This is a genomic window from Shewanella sp. Sh95, from assembly GCF_001308045.1.
Lineage (GTDB): Bacteria > Pseudomonadota > Gammaproteobacteria > Enterobacterales > Shewanellaceae > Shewanella > Shewanella xiamenensis.
In genome coordinates this window covers 24310-44772 of record NZ_LGYY01000208.1, presented here as the reverse complement: position 1 = coordinate 44772, position 20463 = coordinate 24310, and the positions used below count along the sequence as shown (strand labels likewise).

The 20463-nt window shown below is 49.3% G+C and carries 16 protein-coding genes; 11 read left to right on the top strand and 5 right to left on the bottom strand.

Features of this window, described 5'->3' with window-relative positions; all coding sequences use genetic code 11:
* Positions 1–55: 55 nt before the first annotated feature.
* The 10 genes from endA (at position 56) to AEA42_RS15120 (ending at position 11109) form a co-directional block, all read left to right on the top strand.
* Complete coding sequence (gene endA, locus AEA42_RS15165) at positions 56–832, top strand: endonuclease EndA (protein WP_156312349.1); 777 nt, start codon at positions 56–58, stop codon at positions 830–832.
* Positions 833–840: 8 nt separating this feature from the next.
* Positions 841–1572: a 16S rRNA (uracil(1498)-N(3))-methyltransferase gene (rsmE, locus tag AEA42_RS15160; RefSeq protein ID WP_055648161.1), complete on the top strand. Its 732-nt coding sequence runs from the start codon at positions 841–843 to the stop codon at positions 1570–1572.
* 105 nt (positions 1573–1677) lie between these two features.
* Complete coding sequence (gene gshB, locus AEA42_RS15155) at positions 1678–2625, top strand: glutathione synthase (protein WP_055648160.1); 948 nt, start codon at positions 1678–1680, stop codon at positions 2623–2625.
* Between the two features lie 73 nt (positions 2626–2698).
* Positions 2699–4093, top strand: coding sequence for an alkaline phosphatase (locus tag AEA42_RS15150; RefSeq protein ID WP_055648159.1), 1395 nt, complete (start codon positions 2699–2701; stop codon positions 4091–4093).
* A 187-nt stretch (positions 4094–4280) separates the two neighbouring features.
* Positions 4281–5309 carry a methyltransferase gene (locus AEA42_RS15145; RefSeq protein WP_055648174.1) on the top strand — a complete coding sequence of 343 codons (1029 nt, stop codon included), beginning with the start codon at positions 4281–4283 and terminating at the stop codon, positions 5307–5309.
* A gap of 638 nt (positions 5310–5947) precedes the next feature.
* Entirely contained in the window at positions 5948–6448 is a 501-nt protein-coding gene (locus tag AEA42_RS15140) for a hypothetical protein (protein ID WP_055648158.1), read from the top strand.
* Between the two features lie 54 nt (positions 6449–6502).
* Positions 6503–6901: a hypothetical protein gene (locus tag AEA42_RS15135; protein ID WP_055648157.1), complete on the top strand. Its 399-nt coding sequence runs from the start codon at positions 6503–6505 to the stop codon at positions 6899–6901.
* Positions 6902–7486: 585 nt separating this feature from the next.
* Positions 7487–9178: a FapA family protein gene (locus AEA42_RS15130; RefSeq protein ID WP_055648156.1), complete on the top strand. Its 1692-nt coding sequence runs from the start codon at positions 7487–7489 to the stop codon at positions 9176–9178.
* Between the two features lie 239 nt (positions 9179–9417).
* Positions 9418–9795, top strand: coding sequence for a DUF4144 domain-containing protein (locus AEA42_RS15125; protein ID WP_011718244.1), 378 nt, complete (start codon positions 9418–9420; stop codon positions 9793–9795).
* A gap of 189 nt (positions 9796–9984) precedes the next feature.
* Positions 9985–11109 carry a site-2 protease family protein gene (locus AEA42_RS15120; RefSeq protein WP_055648155.1) on the top strand — a complete coding sequence of 375 codons (1125 nt, stop codon included), beginning with the start codon at positions 9985–9987 and terminating at the stop codon, positions 11107–11109.
* An 84-nt stretch (positions 11110–11193) separates the two neighbouring features.
* Here the strand turns inward: AEA42_RS15120 and AEA42_RS15115 are convergent, their stop codons facing one another.
* The 4 genes from AEA42_RS15115 to metE form a co-directional block, all read right to left on the bottom strand.
* Entirely contained in the window at positions 11194–12627 is a 1434-nt protein-coding gene (locus tag AEA42_RS15115; protein ID WP_055648154.1) for an efflux transporter outer membrane subunit, read from the bottom strand.
* 4 nt (positions 12628–12631) lie between these two features.
* The gene (locus AEA42_RS15110) at positions 12632–14602 is read right to left on the bottom strand and encodes a MacB family efflux pump subunit (RefSeq protein WP_055648153.1); all 1971 of its coding nucleotides are present in this window, start codon (positions 14600–14602) and stop codon (positions 12632–12634) included.
* 2 nt (positions 14603–14604) lie between these two features.
* Positions 14605–15816, bottom strand: coding sequence for an efflux RND transporter periplasmic adaptor subunit (locus tag AEA42_RS15105; RefSeq protein WP_037428922.1), 1212 nt, complete (start codon positions 15814–15816; stop codon positions 14605–14607).
* A gap of 374 nt (positions 15817–16190) precedes the next feature.
* Positions 16191–18461, bottom strand: coding sequence for a 5-methyltetrahydropteroyltriglutamate--homocysteine S-methyltransferase (metE, locus tag AEA42_RS15100; RefSeq protein WP_055648152.1), 2271 nt, complete (start codon positions 18459–18461; stop codon positions 16191–16193).
* A gap of 200 nt (positions 18462–18661) precedes the next feature.
* Between metE and AEA42_RS15095 the strand changes: the two genes are divergently transcribed.
* Positions 18662–19567 carry a LysR family transcriptional regulator gene (locus AEA42_RS15095; protein ID WP_055648151.1) on the top strand — a complete coding sequence of 302 codons (906 nt, stop codon included), beginning with the start codon at positions 18662–18664 and terminating at the stop codon, positions 19565–19567.
* A 59-nt stretch (positions 19568–19626) separates the two neighbouring features.
* On the opposite strand, the gene AEA42_RS15090 is transcribed toward AEA42_RS15095, so the two are convergent.
* Positions 19627–20355, bottom strand: a complete 729-nt coding sequence (locus AEA42_RS15090; RefSeq protein WP_055648150.1) for an HDOD domain-containing protein — start codon at positions 20353–20355, stop codon at positions 19627–19629.
* Positions 20356–20463: the final 108 nt, after the last annotated feature.

Here is a 20463-nt window from a genome sequence, read left to right as displayed (position 1 = left end):
CAGGCATAAGAGACGAGCCACAGGCTCGCGTAGTACAGATTACTTTTTGGGATAAATATTGAACAACGTCAAGATAGCCTTAAGGTCTCGGCAAGCCTTGCTGTGCCTATTCAGTTGGCTGGCGGTTTCGGCCTCAGTCCACGCCTCTCCTTCACACCCCAATAGTTTTAGCCAAGCCAAGGTCTTGTCCCAATCTTTATATCAAGGCAGTCGCCAAGGCTCCCTGCCCGCGGTCAGTTTTTATTGTGGCTGTGATATCCAAATAAAGGGCAAATCCTGGAAGCCAGATCTCAACAGCTGCGGCTATCAAGTGCGTAAACAAGAGACCCGCGCCAACCGCATCGAGTGGGAACATATAGTTCCAGCATGGGAATTTGGTCACCAATTACAATGCTGGCAAAAGGGCGGCCGTAAAAACTGCGCCGATAACAGCAAAGAATTCAATAAAATGGAAGCGGACATGCACAATCTGGTGCCCGCGATTGGTGAAGTGAACGGCGATCGCAGCAACTTCCGTTTTAGCCAATGGAACGGTAAGGCCGACCAATATGGTCAATGCACTATGGTCATCGACTTTAAGAATCGCCAAGCACAGCCGCCCGTCAATGCGCGTGGCAAGATTGCCCGTACTTACCTGTATATGCAGCAAACCTACGGCCTTAAAATCGCCTCGCAGCAATTAAAATTGTTCAAAGCATGGGATAAAAGCTATCCAGTTGATACTATTGAATGCAAACGCGATAACGCCATAGCGCAGATCCAAGGTAATCATAATCCCTTTGTGCAGAATGCCTGCAATGCGCCGCCACTGCGCCAACAATTAGCCGAATAAGGTCGACAATGAGAGTTCCAAGAATTTATCAACCTCAACCATTAGCCGTAAATCAACAGCTGAATTTAGATGAGGATGGCGCAGCCCATATTGGCAAAGTGTTGCGTATGGGCAGTGGCGAACACATTAGCCTGTTTAATGGCGATGGTCATGATTATCTTGCCGAAATTGTCGATGCGGGAAAAAAATCGGTCACGGTAAAAGTGCTCTCCAGTGAGGCTAATCCATCGGAATCGCCCCTCAACCTGCATTTAGGCCAAGTGATTTCCCGTGGCGATCGGATGGAGTTCACCATTCAAAAATCCGTTGAGCTAGGGGTGAATACCATTACGCCACTGTTTTCTGACCGCTGCGGCGTCAAGCTCACTGGTGAGCGTCTTGAAAAGAAAATCCAGCAGTGGCAAAAGATTGTGATCAGCGCCTGTGAGCAATCTGGCCGTAGCCAAGTGCCCATCGTTCGCCCCGCCATGGAATTACAGGAATGGTGCAGCGAACCGACCAGCGCACTCAAACTCAACTTGCACCCAAGGGCGGCGCACGGTATCAATGGCTTAGACTTATCCCATACCCGTGTACGCCTGCTGATCGGCCCCGAAGGGGGATTATCGGCGGAAGAAATCGCCATGACGGAAACCTACCAGTTTACCGATGTGTTACTCGGCCCCCGAGTGCTGCGCACCGAAACCGCCTCACTCACGGCGATTACCGCGCTGCAACTTAGATTCGGTGACTTAGGTTAAATCTAAAATGGTTAAACGCCAGCGGGTAACACTGGCTGGCGAATCGATTACTGGCTAATCCATAAATGCTTTTGGCCTCAACGGCAATCAATAAGGAACAGATTAATGATAAAACTCGGCATAGTGATGGACCCCATCAGTGAGATCAACATTAAGAAAGACTCCAGTTTTGCCATGCTAATGGCGGCGCAGGAAAGGGGTTACCAACTGTTTTATATGGAAATGGCCGACCTCGCCATGGTCAACGGTGTTGCCATGGGCAATATGCGTCCATTAATGGTCATCAATGATGCTAATAAATGGTTTGAACTGGGCGAGGCTCAAGACACGCCGCTGAGCGAGCTGAACGTGGTGTTAATGCGTAAAGACCCGCCGTTCGATACCGAATTTATCTACGCCACTTACATGCTAGAGCGCGCTGAGGAGCAAGGCGTGCTGATTGTGAATAAACCGCAAAGCTTGCGCGATGCCAACGAGAAACTATTCACCGCATGGTTTAGCGAATTTACGCCAGAGACCATAGTGACCCGCGATGCCAACCGCATCCGCGCGTTCCACCAAGCCAAGGGCGACATTATCCTCAAGCCATTAGACGGCATGGGCGGCACCTCGATTTTCCGCGTGAAGCAGGACGACCCTAACCTTGGGGTGATCATCGAAACCTTAACCCAATATGGCAACCAATACGCCATGGCGCAGGCCTTTATTCCTGAAATCACCAAGGGAGATAAGCGCATTCTGGTGGTCGACGGTGAGCCCGTGCCCTACGCCTTAGCGCGTATTCCGAAAAAAGGCGAAACCCGCGGTAACTTGGCTGCAGGCGGCAGCGGTGTTGCTCAGCCGTTATCGGACTCTGATTGGAAAATCGCCCGCGCCATTGGCCCTGAGCTGAAAAAACGCGGCCTGATTTTTGTGGGTCTGGATGTGATTGGTGACAAGCTGACCGAGATTAACGTCACTAGCCCAACCTGTATCCGTGAAATCCAAGCGGCATTCGATGTGGACATTACTGGCATGCTGTTCGATGCCATCGAAGCCCGTCTTGCCCAGTAAGCTTGTACACCTACAAGATAATATTATTCATTGAAGGCGCCCACAGAGCGCCTACGACTTCTAGGGATCTGATATGAGTTTCACCAAAGCGCCACTGTTATTGCTTGGTATGAGTTTATGGCTCTCCACCTCCGCACTGGCAGTCGAAGCAGGAGCGAATGAGACTGGCCCAGTAAAAGCCCCCTCACGCCCGAAAAATATTGTGATCATGATTGGCGACGGCATGGGGCCTTCCTATACCAGTGCCTATCGTTATTACAAGGACAATCCAGATACCGAAGAAGTCGAACAAACCGTCTTCGACCGTTTATTGGTTGGCATGGCGAGCACTTATCCCGCCAGCGTCAGTGGTTATGTCACCGACTCGGCCGCCGCAGCGACTGCCCTTGCGACAGGAGTCAAATCCTATAACGGCGCCATTTCGGTCGATACGCAAAAACAGCCACTGCCTACCATTTTTGAAAAGGCCAAAACCTTAGGCTTGAGCACGGGTGTGGCGGTCACGTCGCAAATCAACCATGCCACGCCAGCGGCTTTTTTATCCCATAACGAGAGCCGTAAAAACTGCGACGCACTGGCATTAAGTTATCTCGAAACCAACGCCGATGTGTTTTTAGGTGGCGGGCAAAAGTACTTTCCTCCAGAGCTGTTAGCCCAGTTCACCGCCAAGGGTTATCAACACATTACCCGCTTTGACGATCTGGCCAGCATTACCCAGCCTAAAGTCTTGGGTCTATTTGCCGAAGTGCAACTGCCTTGGGCGATTGATGAAAAAGATGCTAAAAAACTCAGCACCTTAACTCAAAAAGCCCTCAGTTTACTGTCGCAAAATGAGCAAGGCTTTGTGCTGCTGGTCGAGGGTAGCCTTATCGACTGGGCAGGACACAACAATGATATCGCCGCCGCCATGGGCGAAATGGATGAATTTGCTAATGCAATTGAAGTCGTCGAACAATTCGTACGCCAAAACCCAGATACCTTAATGGTGATCACCGCCGACCATAATACTGGCGGGTTATCGATTGGCGCCGATGGCAACTACAACTGGAATCCAGAGATCCTACGTAATATCTCGGCAAGCTCAGATACCTTAGCCCAAGCCGCCCTTGGCGGTGACACTTGGCAAGCAGACCTATCCCGCGGGCTAGGCTTTGAATTGACCGAAGAAGAAGTAACTAAGTTAAATGTTGCCAGAATGCAGGGCTTAGAAACCATGGCCGTTGCGATTCGCCATGTGATAGATAAACGTACCGATACGGGTTGGACAACCGGCGGCCACACGGGGACTGACGTGCAAGTCTTTGCCGCAGGCCCAGCCTCTGAGTTGTTTAACGGTCATCAAGACAACACAGATATCGCCAATAAGATTTTTAGCCTGTTACCTAAGCCTAAAAAGCCAAAAGCCACCGCACAGGTATCGACTCCAGCTCCAGCACCAGAACTAGCACCAGTGCAGTCTCAGGGCTAATTTGCTGCGATTAGCTAATAGATGAAAGGCAACCGTGTTAACACTGTTGCCTTTTTTATTGGCTTTCATTCCGCACCGTTTGAGTGAGCGCTGTTTTGCTGCCCCCCTTAAGTCGGCGGCATGCAGGCTGGCTCGTAGCTGAATAAGGGGTATAATGCCCGCACTTATTTTTTACGGTAGCCATGCAGTGTTAACGAATCCATCGCAAGTCATTATCCGCAATCAGGAAACCCTGAGCCAACATAGAGTCTTAGTGCTAAACCATGAGGCAGACTCATTGCCCAAAGCACTGCTCGATGTCGCCCAGTCCGTCGATGCCCTCGCCTTGGATTATCACCATTACCTGCATTTAGCGCCGCAGGCTAATGCCAAACTGCGCTGCTATTTTGGCCATCAACTGCCCCACCAGGATAAGTACGACACTGTGGTTGTGTACTTTCCTAAGGCTAAGCCGTTAGCGCCCTACTTGTTTAATCTGGCCGCTCAGCATTTAGTGGCAGATGGTCAACTCTTAGTCGTGGGTGAGAACAAAGGCGGGGTTAAATCCTTAGTCAAACTGCTGCCGAAATACTTTGCCACTGGCGTAAAACTCGATAACGCGCGCCATTGCCTGCTCTTTGGCAGCAGCCTAATCGATACTGCGCCCGAGATTAAACTCAGCGATTGGACTAGCCAGTATCAACTCGCCACCCCGCAGGGCAATATCACCATCTGCAACTTAGTCGGTGTGTTCAGCGAAAAGCATTTAGACCAAGGCACAGAGCTATTGCTGTCGCATCTGCCAACGCTCTCTGGGCGAGTACTGGATTTTGGCTGCGGCGCCGGTGTGATTGCCGCTGCGCTGTTAAAGGCACAACCGACATTGTCGCTAGAATGTATTGATATCAATGCCATGGCGCTGGCCTCCTGCGAACTTACGCTGGCGGCAAACGGCATGACGGCCAAGGTCTATCCCTCCGATGGATTGGCGCAAACCAGTGGAAAATTCGACGGTATTATCTCCAATCCTCCCTTCCACGATGGCCTTGCCAGCACGACCAGCATTGCCCAACGCTTTGTCGCCGATAGTGCCAAGCAATTACAATCTAAAGGGATTTGGCAAATCGTCGCTAACCGCCACCTGCCCTATTCGGATACCATCGCCGCCGAGTTTGGTCAATTAACCGTGCCAGCGGAGAATAACAAATACAAACTCTATTCCTTCCAACAGGCCTAATCTTTCGCCCCACTCGATTGTGAGTGGGGCATCCTTAATTTGACTCTAGGATGCACCAAGGAATAAAGGCTCGTTAAGAATGACGAAGATAACGCCGTCCCTATCAAATACGCCCATTTTGAAATCAAAAATACCCCAACAAACAAGTTAACGCAGCCATCTCTTAAAAAGCATTTATTACCATTGAACTTTTCATCTGACTAAAAAGCTAATGCTCCATTCCGTGCTTCGGCTCGTTAGCTCAATCGAAAATTCTCACTCCTGTTGCGATATAAATTCTCATCTATTTGCCTATGTTTGGCCCTGCGATAAATCGACTAACAATGTATGGGTATACGGTCATATTTAAATTTAGGTATTTTTGAATGATTTGAAGACAATATCAGTGCGCATTAACTCCATTTTTAACAAATAAAACGCTATAAAATCAATTGACTATAGTAGCTGGCTTTTAGTTAATAGGTTTGGAAAACGCGCATGCGCGTTTTTCCAGATAGATTACTTATATGAAAAGCGGCAGAAAGCTGATAAGTTCTTTTCATACAGATAGTTAACTGTGCGCGTTTTCACTGATCCAACGAGGTAAACGCGCATGCGCATGAATAAAATGTTAAGTGTCACGAACCAAGGAGGATATTTTGAGTATTGATTTATGGGTCAGTATTGCACTAGCAATTCCTCTAGCTATCGTTGCGAATCTCTTTACCCCCAAGCTTCAAAGGTGGCTAGATGCGCGGCTGGAGCGGAGTAAGAAAGCAAAAATAGAGAAAAAGGAAGCTGCGCGACGGTTACAGCTAGATGGATTAAAAAAGGAGTTGTCAGAAGTTTCCAAATACCACTCTGATAAGACCGAATTGAACCAGTTGTTTCTCATATCGCTAATTAAAGTTGCTATGTATGGTGCAATTGGAACCATTTATGGTGCCATCTTCCCTTTTATGGGCGAATTAACAAGTTGGGATGGCCTTGGTGGTATTGTTGGAAGAACTGGAGCTCAGATAACTGCTCTTGCAGTTTCAATGCTAATTTTTATGACTTGTGCTCAAACGATGAGAATGCATAAGAAAGTCAGAGATTTCGAAGAGTATGAGAAAAATACTAAATCACTTATTGCTGAGCTTGAAGGTAAAAACGTTTAACAAAGCATTGCAGCGGACAAGCCGCTGAATGCGGCGTTAACCTCTAGAGCAAGTATGAAGTACATTATTAGTAAAAATATCGGCATTGAAGAATTTAAAAATAGATTCTCAGAAATCAGAGAATCCTTTCTGGATTCATTAACAGCAGCTAGCGAAGGTTATGAGAACGTAAGATACCTTGCTTGTGATGAAGATGGATCACCTATTAACTGGGTGTGGGACGACGAAACCTTCAGCCATAACAAGGAAGAAGGCTCGCTTGAAGAGGCAATTCAATTTGCCAATAACATGATAGATAGCGGTATGTGTTTCTCCTATATGGGATGTTTGGCAGGCTCCGGTGAGCTTGAAGTTTGGCTGACCACTTTTGAATCTCCCATAGAAAAGCCGACATGGCCAAGCAATAAAGCCCCCCTATTTGAACTGACTCATGGGGGTGTAACACAAGAATAAAAAAGGGGGAGTCAAATGTTACACCATAGAGTTTTGAATCCTAACCCTGCGATTTAATCCTAACCCCACAAATTGAAGCAAAGCACCTTGCCCACTTTACCTCTAAGTTAGATTACTCGAAGATTTTAACGCGCCGCCCCATCTGGATAGAAACCCTATCCCCTTAAGAACACCACAATAAAGTCGCGCTCCCAAGCCGAACACTAGCGGCTATCTAGGTAAGATTTTAATGGTTTTGTGAACGCTATCAAATGCAGTAAGCGCTAAATTATCGAGGGTTTTACCCCTGTGGTGTTGTCCCTAACATACGGGGCAGCATTGTAAAGTTTAATTTTTTGTTACGTGCATACATTGCGCAGTTTTAGGCTCATGCTGGCGCACCGGCAAAAAACCAAAGATAACACTAAGTTACCGCCTATAGCTCAGATAAAAATCTATTTAAAAATCAACACATAGACTATAAGCAACAAAACGCCAACATTTACACCTTTTCGTACCGAAAAGGCTTCTTTGAGCAAAGTTTCTACTGTTATACTCAGGTTGGTTACTAAAACAAAAATAAAACAAATGGATAGGAAGTGCTCTATGTTGGCCCCTGAACTTCTTGAGCTAAGCAGCGATAAAACCAAGGCGGAATTACGCTTGATTCCGAATGAACACGGTCCCATTACCCGTGATGATGTGATGCGTTTATTGTCCGTGCCAGAGTTCGCCACCCTATTCCCCCTCGAGCCTGCGATAGATAAAGTTATCGCGCAAACCAATTCCCTATGCCATCAAGAAGATGGTAAATACGAACTATTTGCCGTACTAGCAGAGCGCCGCGATGGCAGCGTAAAAATCGAGCTCAGCCAAGATAAAATGCAAGCCACCATGATCTTAACCGCCCCTTGGGGAGGTAAAGCCGTCGATTTACCCGAAATCCTCACGCAGCTTAAAAAAGACAATGTTTGCATGGGCTTAAGTAAGCTTAAAATCCAAACCTTGCTGCAAAAAATGACCAAGTTAAAACCGGGTGAAAGCTGCCAGAGTGAAATCGCTCAAGGTAAGGCCGCGATCAATGGTCAAAATGCGGTGCTGGAGCGTAAGGTTTCCCTAGCCCGTGAACGCCTATTGCAGCCGCAGGAGCGAGAAGACGGCACTGTGGATATGCGTAATCTCGGGGCGATGATCATGGTCAAGCCCAACGATCTGCTAATGATTAAGCATCCCGCGACCGAAGGGTCTCCCGGCTACAACATTAAAGGCGAAGTCCTTAAGCAAAAACCGGGGAAAGATCTGGTATTACAACCGGGTACGGGTACCGACTTCCACCCGAAAGATCCCAATAAACTCATCGCCACAGTGGCAGGCCAACCCGTTGAAACCCGTACTGGTATGAATGTCGACGATGTGTTGCAGCTTAAAGATGTAGATATCAGTACCGGCCATATCAACTTTAAAGGCAGTATTTTAATCACAGGCGATGTGCACGAAGGCATGATGGTTAAAAGCTCAGGCGATATTACCGTGATGGGCTTTGTCGATTCGGCAACTCTCGAGGCCGAGGGCGATATTACGGTGAGCAAGGGCGTTATCGGTCGCCAAGTTAGAGTCAATGAGTTCTCCACCAATATCACGGCCCAGGGGCAAATTAGCGCCCAGTTCGTGCAATATTCCCAATTGACTGCCAAGGGTAATATTCTGATCACTAAGCAATTACTGCACAGCAATACCAAAACCGCAGGCACGCTCACCGTCAGCGATCAAAGCGGCCGCCGTGGTGACTTAGTCGGTGGTGTCGCGCATGCCGAAAAGGGCCTCACCGCCGTCGTGATAGGCGCAACTGCGGGCACCAAAACCGAAGTGTATTGCGCCATGGAACAGGGCGAACTCAAACAGAATCTCAAGCAGCTTGAGGAGAGCGTGCATGCAATGGTGGTCGCGACGCTGGATATCGAGGCTCGCCTGAAAAAACTGCCGCCGAAATCCGAATGGCAGAGCGACCCTATCATGATCGAACAGATCAAGATGATGCTCGATGAGAAGAATCGCATCTTAGGCGAACGTTCCCGCGAAGAATTAGAGTTCGATAGCCTCAAGCAAGAAGTCGAAACCTATTACGACAAGTATCGTATCGATGTGATTAAGCACGTATTCCTCAATGCCAAGTTCCATATTGGTCAAGCCAATCACAGAACCACCCGCGAACACGGTACCTGCTCAATCACCAATCTGAATCAAGAGATTAACTTCGATTACAACGCTAAACCTAAGGCGCAAGCGGCAAGCCATTAACAGGGCAATCATCAACACCCGCTAAGGGTTCATTCCATTGAGTGAACTCTTAGCGCGAATGCTTAGCCTGAATGCTTTGCTGCCCGCCATGCTCCCCCATTTAGGCGACTTGCCAGAGAAAATCCCCCAACGCCTTTCATCTTCGCCTAGGTCGGTGGCATACTGACCTCAATACAGCCCTTTAGCACAGACTCTGTCGGCTAAAAGGCTAAGCACATAAAAAGCCTACGGGATTGCGCATGACTCAAGTGAAAATGGCAGACATTGAATGGCCTGCGGTAGTCAAACTCACTCAAAATGACGAACTACTCTACCTCGCCCATCAACGGGATTGGTTAGAACTTGCCTGCCTGTATCAGCATCAATTTGTCGACACGGATCTGTTACTCGACAGTCTCGGTAATCAATATCTGATCCGCGCCACTCCAAGCACCATTCATGAAGATCCCATAGGCGAGCTACCTAAGCTCCTCAAACAAGAGCAAAAATTGCCGCTTACCGACTTTATCAAATGGGTACAAAAGCACGCCAATGCCATAGGCCAGTGCTGCGTTGCTAAGTTAGCCTTCACCACCTTGGCCCAAGGGATGGAAATCGTTCGCAGCTTAGATGACTAACCCAGCTCAAAGAAATCGCGAGCGATCACAATAAAAATTAAGATGATCCTAAAAGCTAATATCCTCAGTCACATTTCACAGGCATAATTTGTCATACACGGCTCAGGCCGTTTTGCCCAAAGCGATTGATATTTATATGCCAAATTATCGCTGGGCATCATTCGGATACACATACAAACGGACCCTAAATTGGAACTACTTAAGATTGACTGCTTAGGCAAATTGCTGCGTTTGGAAGGCTCACTCGCAGGTTGGCAACAACTCTTTTGGGACAATACCTTAGTCTCACAAAAAGCCGCATCGGTCGAAAATGGCGGCCTCAAAGTCCATGAATTTGAACTCACCCAGCACCAGAGCCAATTGGCCAGCGATACCGGCGAAACACAGGTTTTAGAACACAAAATCTTGGTACGTCTCGAGACCGACGTGGTTTGGCAGCCGTTTCGATTCGATTACCGCCTGTTGGTCGATGAGGAAGTGATAGCCCAAGGCACTCGCACCGAGAAAGATATCGAGCGTCAAACCCCTGAAATCCCCGTGACTAATCCACAAAAAATCAGTTTTGTCGGCTTAGCCTCCCTCGGCTTTAAGCTGCTCAAGAGTGCCAAAGTAATTAAAGTGGTGCTCGCAGGCGCGAGTGTGGCGGCCTATTCTTGGCTGTTTTCCTTCCAATTTGCCTTGGCGCTTATCGCCTGTTTGGTATTCCACGAGTACGGCCATATTCGCGCGATGAAGTATTTTGGGATGAAAACCAAAGGAATTTACCTCATCCCCTTTATGGGGGGACTCGCCCTCAGCGATGAAAAAATTAACACCCGCTGGCAGGATGTGGTCATCTCGATTATGGGGCCAACCTTCGGCCTGTTGATGTCGGTAGGCTCGCTTATCGCTTACCACATGACGGACAATATCTTTTTCGCAGGGCTAGCAGCTTTTAACGCGCTACTTAACCTGTTTAATTTATTGCCAATTTTACCCCTCGATGGTGGCCATATTTTAAAAAGCATTAGCTTCTCGATGAACAGCATTATGGGGTTAATTGCCTGCGTCATCGGCGCCGCCTTTGGGGTGTATATCAGCTACACCTTAGGCTTAGCCTTGCTCGGTTTCTTGCTACTTATCGGCAGCTTAGAAATTGTATTTGAATGGCGTACTCGTCATCAAAGCCACCTGTTGCCGCTGGACAGATATGGGCAGATATTCTCAACCATTTGGTACTTAGTAACCGTTGCCGCCCTCGTTGGGATTATCTGGCACTTAGCGGGCACGGGCGATGATATGTTAAGCCTGCCACTGCATATTCTGCGCAGCTAATCTGACTCACATTAAGAGAAAAACGAGATAATAAAAAACCGCGAAAGCCTTAGGCATCGCGGTTTTTATTTATCGATGATTCAATTAGTTATCCGCTAACGGCGGCGCTATATCACTCCCACCTAAGGCTTGATAAAGCGTCGCTTGAGCCGTTAATTGGTTATAGCGATTCTCCAGCAATGCGGCCTCGGCGCTGCGGCGATTCTCCTGCGCATCAATCCAATTTTGAATGCCAATAGCGCCATGGCGATATTGGCTCTCATAAATGGCTTCGGCCTGAGCGGCGGCGCTAAATTGCAGTTCAAGCTTTTCACCTTGGTAGGCGTATTGCTGCTTGGCCGAGATAGCGTTATCCACATCTTCAAAAGCGCTGTAGAGGGTTTTACGGTAATTCACAATCGCCGTTTGGTAGTCGATATCTGCAAGATCATTGTTGATTTGTATTTGATTCCATTGCAAAAAGGGCAGCACTAAACCCGCACCTAAACTCCCCACGGGATTGCGCAACAGCTCTTTTAGCTCAGAGGTCGACTCACCCACGCTGCCAGTCAAACTCAAGCTTGGGAAGTAACTGGCATAGGTCGCATCCTTACTGGCCAGCGCCGAGCGCAATTGATACAAAGCCGCCTTCACATCGGGACGACGGCCGACCAATTCGGCGGGAATGCCGACGCCAACCTCAGGCACCGCACCGTCCGGCAATTGCTTGATCTCAACCGCCACTTGCCCCGGGGCGCGATTGAGTAAGATCGCTAGGGCATTTTCGGCTTCAGCTAACTGTTGCAGCAATTGACTGTGGGAAGCCTCTTGCCCCGCTAAACTGCGTTGGGATTCGAGCACATTCAGCTCAGTCACGGCGCCCGAGGCATATTGGCGCTGGGTTAATGCCAGTGTTTGTCGACTATGTTCAATACTCTTATTGCTTAGTTCAATCCGCTGATGCAGATAGCCAATCTGCCAATAGAGGGATGCCGTCGTCGCGACTAGACTCTGCGCCGTGCTCTCCCTATCTTCGAGACTTGCCAGCGCCGTCCATTGGGCTTGGTCGATATTGGCCGACACTTTACCCCAGAGATCTACCTCATAGCTTACCGACAGGTTAGCCTGAAATGTCTTGCTCGAACTGCCGCCCTCCAGCGGTTTATTCACAGACGCGGTATTATTGGAGCTGAGCTGTGGATACAAATCATCCCGCGCTAACCCCGCCTGTAAACGCGCCTTTTGCAAGGTTAAGGTGGCGAGCGTCAGGTCATTATTGCTGCTAAGCACTTGGCTAATCAGCTGATTTAATTCGGGTTGATTAAACTTCTGCCACCAAGGGTCGAGGCTCACTTGACCATTCACTTGGGTGTGCTGCCACTGCTCTGGCACTTGTAATGCTGGCGGCTCAAAGTCGGAGCGCATCAGCGCGCCACAACCTGAGAGCAGCGCAATGCTGATAGCAATCACGCTGAGCTTGAGCGTTGAACCGACACGGCGGCTTAATTCATTTTGATGCGTTAAAACTCGATTATTCATTCAGTTACTCTCTCGCTAGGGCATCAACAGGATCTAAACGCGCCGCATTGCGAGCGGGGAGGAAGCCAAACAACACCCCGATTAAGGTGGAGCAGGCGAAGGCGGCAACAATAGAAGTCGTCGAATAAATCATCTGGAAACTGCCTCCCGCTTGGGCAAACACCACGCCAATCAAATAGGCCAAGGCCACCCCAAGCGCGCCGCCGCACAGACAAACCAACACGGCCTCAATTAAAAACTGCCGCAGAATATCACTCTGGCGCGCCCCAACCGCCATGCGCACGCCAATCTCGCGGGTGCGCTCGGTCACCGACACTAGCATGATATTCATCACCCCTATGCCGCCCACTACGAGGGAAATCACCGCAATGGCCGAGATTAATAGCGTCATGGTCGCGGTGGTTTTCTCGATATTCTGGCGAATGGTATCCGTGTTAATGGTGAAGAAATCCTGTGTACCGTGGCGCATCTTCAGCAGGCTAATAATCCCCTGCTCCGCCGCATTGCTCGGTACGGATTCATCGAGCCGCACGGTAATCCCATCTAAGTATTTCTTGCCCACCATCCGGCCTGATACCGTGGTGTAAGGCACCCACACATTGAGAGCATCACTATTACCAAAGGCGCTTTCCTTAGGCTGAGTGACACCAATAATCCGCACCGGCAAATCCCCGAGGAAGATGACTTCCCCGATGGCAGAACCCATGACGCCGCTACTATTAGGGAACAGCTGTTTACGGGTGTTCTCGTCGATCACCGCATCCTGCGCTAAGGCATCGACACTGTCATCGTCCCAAAACTGCCCTTGGGCCAGTTCATAGCCTCTAACCCGGAAGAACTCTGGCCCCACGCCATTCACAGTCGCCGTCACCGCCTTATTGCCATAACGCACCGTCGCACTCGAACCAATGCTCGGGGTGACGCTATCGACATAGGGTAAGTTTTTCAGTGCATTAGCATCGCTTGCAGTCAAAGTTCGTACCTTTGCCGAGCGCCTATCGCCAAAGCCTGAGCCGGGGCGAATGTCGATGGTATTGGTGCCCATTGAACTAATGCTCTTTAAGATTTCCCGCTGCGAACCTTCACCCAGCGCCACCACAGACACGACTGAAGCGATACCGATAATAATGCCGAGCATCGTTAAAAAGGTGCGCAATCTATGGGTCGACATCGCCAGCAGCGCCATTTTCAGGGCTTCGGCATATCTGTCCCATGCCGCCACGCGGGCGCGCACCTTCGTCTTGGCGGGGATCACTTCAGTCTTAGGCGCAGCCGCAACGTTTGAGGCGGGATTAGGCTCATCGCTGATAATCACCCCGTCCTTAATCTCAATAATACGGTCGGCATGCTGCGCCACATGCATATCGTGGGTCACGATGATAATGGTGTGGCCTTCGCGGTGCAGTTCCTGTAATAACCGCATCATTTCTTCGCCGCTGTGACTATCTAGTGCGCCCGTTGGTTCGTCGGCAAGGATCACATCACCGCCATTCATCAGCGCCCGCGCCACACTCACCCTCTGCTGCTGGCCGCCGCTGAGCTGATTCGGCTTATGGTCGAGACGCTCACCTAAACCCAAGCGCGACAATAAGTGCTCAGCGCGCTGTCTACGTTCAAGACGATCTTTACCCGCGTAGACGGCGGGCACTTCGACGTTACCGACGGCATTAAGATCGCCAAGCAAATGATATCGCTGAAAAATAAAGCCAAAATGCTCACGTCTCAGCTTTGCGAGTTCATCCACATCCATCTGCGAGGTATCTTGGCCATCGATAAAGTACGAGCCCTTTGAGGGTTTATCTAAACAGCCCAAGATATTCATAAGTGTCGACTTACCCGAACCCGAGGCACCGACGATCGCCACCATCTCACCACGGGCGATGGAAAGATTAACATCTTTGAGTACAGTCAGTTGTTGCTCACCCGCCTGAAAACTGCGGTAGCAAGCTGACACTTCCAGTAATGGCTTAGTCACGCTTAAAACCTCATTGGTGGGCCACGGAACTTCATGGTCGAGCCGTCGGCGGGCATTCCGAGCACCACTTGGTCGCCTTCGTTCAGGCCAGACAGGATTTCGGCATTGATTTTGTTATTAATACCAACAGTTACATCCACATATTGCACTTGATTATTCACCAATACAGGCACTTGATATTGCGGCCCACGGGACTTGCCTTCCGCTGGCGGAGCCGCTTTATCCCTTGGTTTTACCCTCAGCACTTGCGATGGTATTAACAGCGCATCATCAGACTTGGCAAGCACAATCGAAATCTGCGCCGTCATCCCAATGCGTAGGGTACGGTCGGGGTTTTCGACATCGAACAGGCCATGGTAATAAATGGCGTCTGAATCGCTCGAGCTCATATTGCTATCGTCACCATCCATTGACGTCGGGCCAGGCTCAATCGCCCTTAAAGTGCCGCGATAGGGATGGTTAGGTCTACCAAGAATAGTGAAATACACTGGCTGTCCTGGGCGCACATTGACGATATCGGCTTCGGAGATCTGCGCCTTGACCGTCATGGTATCGAGCTGCGCCATCTCGACTATGGTTGGTGTGGTTTGATTGGCGTTAACGGTTTGACCCACTTCGACCGCAGAGTAAACGACTGTGCCATCCATAGGCGCAGTGATCTTGGTATAACCTAAATCGATTCTGGCACTGTCGACATTAATTTCAGCCTGTTGTTTTTGCGCTTCTAACTGCTCAAGCTCGGCCTGATAAACTGTCAAAGTGGCTTCGGCGGCTTCAAAGTCTGCGCGGGAGCTGGCCTTATCGGCGAGCATTTCCTGCTGACGGGTATATTCGAGTTTTGCCTGACGTATTTGCGCCTGCTTAGCACGATACTGGGCATTGATGTTTTTAAGGGATGCCAGCGCATTTTGCAGGTTGTTTTGCTGGGCAAGACTGTCGATTTGCGCGATAAGATCGCCTTTTTTCACCTCTTGGCCTAGCTCCACAGGCAAACTCAGAATTTGCCCCGAGACTTGCGCGCCCACACTCACCAGCTTGGAGGCCTGCAACATGCCGTTGGCGAGCACCGAGTTTTCAATATCACCGCGTCTAACGGGCTCCGTCACATAGCTTGGGGCCGCCTCGGGTTTATGTAGCAGAAAATAAGCACCGCCCCCAAGGAGGATGAGGCCGCTTAGGATCAATATCAATTTACGCTTTGAGGATTTTTTCATCTGAATCTAGGTGTCCATCAATGCCAATGGGCGCAAGCGTGTATCTTGCGGGAAGAAAAATAGTGCTGTCAGTATATAGAGTTAGCTAAGCGCAGTAGACGAAGGAAGTGTCGATATCAGGTAAAGATTTGCAAATATCTGTGTAGAAGTTTGCGCCCTAGACCTTTAAATATACGGATAACACTTTGAACCATATAAATCCGTGTTACTTGAGATTATCTGCATACCTCAAACTAAAGGGTCATGGCGTGAAACGCTGATTTTTATAAGCAACGGTCTGTATAAACAACCAATAGCAAAACAGGGATACCTTAGGTATCCCTGTTGTTTACGTAAAGCAGTTGTGGCATTTATTGCTCAGATATCACAAGCTCTTAGCCAAGGCGGCGACGCAGTTCGCGGGTTGCATCGACCATGTTTTTCAGCGCGGGTTCTACCTCAGCCCACGTGCGGGTCTTAAGGCCGCAGTCGGGGTTAACCCAGAGTTGGCGCACTGGCACTTTTTGCGCCGCTTTTTCGATAAGGTGTACCATAGCCTCAACACTTGGCGTATTTGGCGAGTGGATATCGTAAACGCCAGGGCCAATTTCATTTGGATATTCAAAATCTTCAAAGGCGTTGAGCAGTTCCATGCGTGAGCGCGAAGTCTCTATGGTGATCACGTCCGCATCCATGGCGGCAATCGCGGCAATCGTATCGTTAAACTCGCTGTAACACATATGGGTATGGATTTGGGTTTCATCAATCACACCCGCCGCACTCAGTTTAAAGGCATTCACCGCCCAATCTAAGTAAGCCTGCCACTGGCTTTGCTTTAATGGCAAACCTTCGCGGAAGGCTGGCTCATCAATTTGAATAATGCCAATACCTGCATTTTGTAAATCCACCACTTCATCACGAATTGCCAGCGCCAATTGGGTGGCAATGGTATCGCGGCTGATATCTTCACGGGCAAACGACCAATGTAGAATCGTCACCGGGCCCGTTAGCATGCCTTTGACCGGTTTGTCCGTCAGGCTTTGGGCAAATTCGGCCCAATCAACCGTCATGGCTTTCGGGCGACTCACATCACCATAAATCAATGGCGGCTTAACGCAGCGAGAACCATAACTCTGTACCCAACCATTTTTGGTAAAGCCCACGCCTTCGAGCTGCTCACCGAAGTATTCCACCATGTCGTTACGCTCGGCCTCACCGTGTACCAGCACATCGATACCGAGTTTAAGCTGGCGGTCGATGGTATCGCGGGTCACTTGCTGCAACTGCTCAGTATATTGGGCATCGCTTAGCTCACCCTTGCGCCAGCGGCTACGTAGTCCGCGGATTGCCGGTGTTTGTGGGAATGAGCCAATCGTAGTCGTTGGCAACAATGGCAAACGATACTTACGCTGCTGCACCACTTGGCGCTCAGTAAATTCACTCACCCGTTCATAGTCGGCTGGGGTCAGCGCAGCGACACGGGCGATCACTTTAGCATCCGCCGCCTGTGCCTTAGCCTCACGGCGAGCCACGCAGGAGTTAACTATCTCTTTGGCCGCGACAGACTCAGGGGCCTGCAACAATTGGCGCACATTTGCCAGTTCCAACAGCTTTTGCTTGGCAAACGCAAGCTGCTGACGCAGCGTCGGCGTGAGCGTTGTCTCTACCTCTAAATCCACAGGGCTGTGCAGCAGTGAACACGAAGTGCCAATCCATAGGCGCGCTCCTAAGTCTCGGGCAACACCGCCGATACGCTCAACAATCAGGTCAACCTCCGCCGCCCACACGTTACGGCCATTAACTACACCCGCCGACAGAATTTGATCTGGTCTTAATGCATTAGCAAACAAGGCCAATTGTTCAGGGGCAGTCACTAAATCTAGGTGCACCCCCGCCACCGGCAGCGCGGAAACCAATGCCTGATGATGGCTAATGCTGCCATAGTAACTGGTGAGTAAAATCTTCACTTGAGCCGTTTTAAGCGCTTGATAAGCTTGGCTAATCGCTGCTTGCCAATCGGCGGCTAATTCGAGTGCCAGAATCGGTTCTTCAAGTTGCACCCAAGTTACGCCCTGCGCAGCAAAACGCGCAAGAATGTCGGCATAAGCCTTTACTAGATTGGGCAATAAACTCAGCTTATCGAAATCCTGACCTACAGTTTTGGCCAGATACAAGTAACTCACAGGGCCTAACAACACAGGCTTGGCTTGATAACCCAGCGCCTGCGCCTCGGCCACTTCATCAAATAACTGCTCATAGGCGATAGAGAACACTTGGTCTTGCTTAAGCTCTGGCACTAAGTAGTGATAGTTAGTGTTGAAATACTTAGTCATTTCCGAGGCTGGCGCATCGGTGCCACTTGGTGCACGACCACGGGCAACGCGGAATAAGGTATCAAGATCGATAGCACCCTCGCCACGGTGGCGATCGGGGATAGCGTTTAAGGTCGCACTCAGGGTTAACACTTGATCGTAAAAGGCAAAATCCCCTACAGGTACTTGCTCTATCCCTGCGGCCACTTGCCATTGCCAATGAGTGCGGCGTAACTCCCTAGCCACCTCATGCAGTTCAGCTTGAGTGCTCTCACCACGCCAGTATTTTTCAAGGGCAAACTTTAATTCACGACGACGCCCGATACGGGGAAAACCAAGACTGTTTAATTGCATACCATATCTTCCTTTATTTGAGATAAGCCATATTCGGCACTTGCACCCAGTAGATGGTGTTTTCTTGGCAACTTTTCGCATTTAAGCCTAGATAAATCACAATGGGCGTCTGGACGTCTAGAAGTTTATTGTGATAGTCTCTATGCCAGCAACCGAATTGATTTCAAGCACAACATGAGCGAAATTCACTTGGAGTGATCATGATCGAACTAAGACATCTGCGAACCTTAATGGCACTGAAGGAAAGTGGCAGCTTGGCGGGCGCAGCCAAAAAACGTTTTGTCACTCAATCGGCTCTCTCCCATCAAATTAAGGAGTTAGAGCAACGAATTAACTCGCCCATTTTTGTGCGTAAAAGCAAACCGCTCTCCTTTACTCAGGAAGGTGCACGCCTGCTGCACCTCGCCGAAGAGATCCTGCCTAAGGTGTTAGAGACGGAAACCGATCTCAAAAATGGGCTGGAAACTGAAACCAATCAGCTCAGAGTTGGCATTGAATGCCACAGCTGTTTTCGCTGGTTAATGCCAGTGATGGAACAATTTAGGCAAGATCATCCCCAAGCCGAGTTAGATCTGTCGAGCCGTCATCTATTCGACTCGCTCAATGCCTTAGAGATGGGCGAACTCGATATAGTGCTGACCTCAGATCCCGTACCGGGACACTCGCTCGCCTATCAGCATTTGTTTGATTTTGAAGTGAAGTTAGTGGTTGCCAAGGATCATCCCCTAGCGAAAGAAGCCTATGTTACGCCCAAGCAATTGTCGCGTTTACCGATAATCAGTTATCCGGTGCCACTGGCGCGTTTAGATATTTACCGTCACTTTTTGGAACCCGCGGGCATAGAAGCCGGCGAGCAAAAAACCTGTGATTTGACCATGATGTTATTGCAGCGCATCGCCTGTAAGGACGGTATCGCCGCCCTGCCCAATTGGTCGATTAATGAAGGGCATGGTTTAAGTCTCGCCACCGTCAAACTGGGGCAAGAAGGCTTAAAACGCCCACTATTTGGTGCCTATCGACGCCACAGTGCGAACTCGGCCTTAGTGCAAAACTGGCTGCAATTGGTGGCAAGCGAAGGCTTAGCCCGCCAGCAAAAATCCAATTAAGCTTTGAAATGTTTAACAAAAAAGCCTGCAATCGCAGGCTTTGTTTTTATGGGCGGTGCTTAGAGCGGGTTAAGCAATAAACCACGCATTGACAATACTCGGCGCAGAATTAACCCGGGGGAATTTTGATTACGGGTCTGGCGCAGATTGTGGGCGATCATAAACTCTTGACGCAGATCTTGGTCAAGATCTAAGGCTTCAAAGGCTTCGATGGTTAAGGTTTGTTGCTGATTATCGATCAAAGACTTAATCACACTTAGCGGGAAAGGTTGCTCAGAGCTGGCATTCAAATAAGCAAATGCGGTTAAGGCAATAATCTGGCCGAACACACTAAACAGCGCCAAGGTTTGCACCTCATCGGGGTCGATATCGACATCCGGCATATCAACTAAGCTGTCAACCGCATCAGTTGCTATATTTTCCGTGAGTTTCCAATAACCTTGAACCAACTTCTTATAGGGTTGAGGCAATTCATCGAGGCGTTCTTTCAAATAAAATGTAAAGGCGTAACGGTAAATATTAACTTGGCCCAAACGAATTAAGGCATCTTTTAAAGAGCGAGACTTAGGGCTAACCACACCAGAAGCTTGCGCCGAATTACTGCGCATCAACATATGGGCCGCTAACGCGGGATCACTCGAAATAATATCGATCACATTACGAATATCGCCTTCGGCAAGAATGGCCTTTTTCAGTGGAATTAAGATCCCACGGCGGCCAATGACTTGCTCTTCATTCGCTATGATGGCTCTCACTTGAGTAAAAACCTGTTGCTCAAGATCTGTCATAGGACACTTTACACCTGTTAATTAGCTATAAGATGATTCGAATACCGCTCACATCATACCCAAACTACAAAGAATTTCAGCACTAAGTCGTAGAATAATTGCGTTAAC

What these genes read in the sequence shown, in the direction of transcription:
- AEA42_RS15130 (WP_055648156.1), top strand. Translation starts at nt 7,487, where the DNA reads ATGTTGGCCCCTGAACTTCTTGAGCTAAGCAGCGATAAAACCAAGGCG.
- AEA42_RS15090 (WP_055648150.1), bottom strand. Translation starts at nt 20,355, where the DNA reads ATGACAGATCTTGAGCAACAGGTTTTTACTCAAGTGAGAGCCATCATA.
- AEA42_RS15135 (WP_055648157.1), top strand. Translation starts at nt 6,503, where the DNA reads ATGAAGTACATTATTAGTAAAAATATCGGCATTGAAGAATTTAAAAAT.
- AEA42_RS15115 (WP_055648154.1), bottom strand. Translation starts at nt 12,627, where the DNA reads ATGAATAATCGAGTTTTAACGCATCAAAATGAATTAAGCCGCCGTGTC.
- AEA42_RS15105 (WP_037428922.1), bottom strand. Translation starts at nt 15,816, where the DNA reads ATGAAAAAATCCTCAAAGCGTAAATTGATATTGATCCTAAGCGGCCTC.
- rsmE (WP_055648161.1), top strand. Translation starts at nt 841, where the DNA reads ATGAGAGTTCCAAGAATTTATCAACCTCAACCATTAGCCGTAAATCAA.
- AEA42_RS15150 (WP_055648159.1), top strand. Translation starts at nt 2,699, where the DNA reads ATGAGTTTCACCAAAGCGCCACTGTTATTGCTTGGTATGAGTTTATGG.
- AEA42_RS15125 (WP_011718244.1), top strand. Translation starts at nt 9,418, where the DNA reads ATGACTCAAGTGAAAATGGCAGACATTGAATGGCCTGCGGTAGTCAAA.
- metE (WP_055648152.1), bottom strand. Translation starts at nt 18,461, where the DNA reads ATGCAATTAAACAGTCTTGGTTTTCCCCGTATCGGGCGTCGTCGTGAA.
- AEA42_RS15095 (WP_055648151.1), top strand. Translation starts at nt 18,662, where the DNA reads ATGATCGAACTAAGACATCTGCGAACCTTAATGGCACTGAAGGAAAGT.
- gshB (WP_055648160.1), top strand. Translation starts at nt 1,678, where the DNA reads ATGATAAAACTCGGCATAGTGATGGACCCCATCAGTGAGATCAACATT.